Genomic DNA, 517 nt, shown 5'->3' with positions numbered 1-517 from the left:
TTGCGTAATCTATGTTGTAAATTAAATGTTAATTAAATGTGCCTCATTAAAGGAGTCAATGATGTTACATTCGCGTGAGAACACTCTACATTTAACTCAGCTCAGCATGGCAGCAATTGAGCAACTTTCGCCTTCATTTGAAGCGTTACCTCATACTGAGCACGCTGATGGGCAATATCGATTACGACGCTACTCAGTCGTGAGTTTTGAAGATGGGCAAGTGATCGATTTGAACAAGAACAGCTTTGTACAGTCTTCAGATATCAACCGATTTCAGGGTGATGTCATTCGTCAATTTGAACCTATCGAGAAAGACATTTTAGCAAGTGACGGCTTTCGCGAAATGTGTGCGCTATTCGTGAGCGCGAACCACCTTCCAAATGGTCAAGAAATCGAAATTCACCAGATTCGAATCACTGCATTAGATAGCGAAACGCAGGTCGCGCCAGAAGGTGTGCACCAAGACGGTTTTGATCATATCGCGATGGTTGGTGTTGGTCGTCACAACATCATTGGT

At 43.1% G+C, this 517-nt stretch carries 1 protein-coding gene; it reads left to right on the top strand.

Annotated elements, in window-relative coordinates; genetic code table 11:
- Positions 1-58: 58 nt before the first annotated feature.
- Positions 59-517 (top strand): 2OG-Fe dioxygenase family protein (locus tag R7Z47_RS26845; RefSeq protein WP_318131026.1); only part of this gene is annotated, 459 nt, incomplete at its 3' end.

Source organism: Vibrio sp. 1641 (assembly GCF_033339995.1).
Lineage (GTDB): Bacteria > Pseudomonadota > Gammaproteobacteria > Enterobacterales > Vibrionaceae > Vibrio > Vibrio alginolyticus.
Note: the sequence above shows the minus strand (reverse complement) of the source record. Positions and strands in the feature narration are given on the sequence as shown.